Source organism: Bradyrhizobium agreste (assembly GCF_016031625.1).
Taxonomy (GTDB): domain Bacteria; phylum Pseudomonadota; class Alphaproteobacteria; order Rhizobiales; family Xanthobacteraceae; genus Bradyrhizobium; species Bradyrhizobium agreste.
In genome coordinates, this window is sequence record NZ_JACCHP010000058.1 from 1 (window position 1) to 1,273 (window position 1,273).

Sequence of the window (1,273 nt, forward strand, 5' to 3'; positions counted from 1 at the left end):
TGTGCGGACCGGGGACATGGGTAACACCGTTCGGAGACATGGGTAACACATCGACGGCATGGAAGGGCTTGGGAGGGCCGACATGCCGTGGCGCGAGGTGTCACTCATGGACCAGAGGAAAGAGTTCGTTCGATTGTTCCGACAGGCGGACGTGAACCGGCGGGAGTTGTGCCGTCGCTTCGGAATAAGTCCGAAGACCGCGTACAAATGGCTGGCTAGGGCGACCACGGCAGAGGCCGCCGAGGAGGATTGGGCTCAGAACCAGTCGCGGCGGCCGCATGTCTCTCCGGCACGAAGCGCGAAGGCGATCGAAGCGGCCATCTTGGAGGTTAGGGACGCGCATCCGACATGGGGCGCCCGCAAGATTCGCCGTCGCCTGGAGGATCGGCAGAAGAGCGTGCCTGCGGCCTCGACGGTCCACGCGATTCTAGCTCGGCATGAGCGCGTTCCGCCGCCTGCACAGCCGGCGCAATACATCCGCTTCGAACACCCGGCTCCTAACGACGTCTGGCAGATGGACTTCAAGGGACGCTTCCCTCTGGGCGACCGGCAGATGTGTCACCCGCTCACAATGGTTGACGACCATTCCCGTTATGCCCTGTGCCTACAGGCCTGTACCAACGAGCAAAGTGAGACGGTCCAGCAGCATCTCGAGCGGACCTTTCGCTGCTACGGCCTGCCCAACGCCTTTCTGGTCGATAACGGCGTGCCCTGGGGCACGTGCTCCGAAGTTCGATGGACCAAACTTCGTGTCTGGCTGCTCAAGCTGGGCGTCGACGTCATCTATGCCCGCCCCTATCATCCTCAGACCAAGGGAAAGAATGAACGCTTCCACCGCACGCTGAAGACCGAAGTCCTATCCATGACAACGTTCAGAACCACGCGCGACTTGCAGAGGGCATTCGACCGCTGGCGGCACGTCTACAATACCGAGCGACCACACCAATCATTGGACTACGACGTCCCGGCGAACCGGTATAGGCCAAGCTCACGTTCATTGCCAAGCAAGCTGCCCGAGCCTGAGTACGAGGAAGGAGCAATCGTGCGCAGGGCCAGTCAGCTCAAGGCCAACTTACGCTTCGGCAAGCGGCGCTGGCGCGTCCCGGAGGCCTTCCGCGGCGAGCTTTTGGCCATCAGGCCACTCGCCACCGATGGGCAATTCGGCGTCTACTTCGGAGCCCATCAAATCGCATCCATCGATCTACGAGGTGATGCAAAATGAACCCGTTACCCATGTCTCCGAACGGTGTTACCCATGTCCCCGGTCCGCACA

1 protein-coding gene is annotated in these 1,273 nt (G+C 61.4%); it reads left to right on the plus strand.

The annotated features are described in order from the left end of the window. Window positions 1-82 precede the first annotated feature (82 nt). On the plus strand, window positions 83-1,222 hold the full coding sequence (locus HZZ13_RS36290; protein ID WP_197964208.1) for an IS481 family transposase: 1,140 nt from the start codon (window positions 83-85) through the stop codon (window positions 1,220-1,222). Window positions 1,223-1,273: the final 51 nt, after the last annotated feature.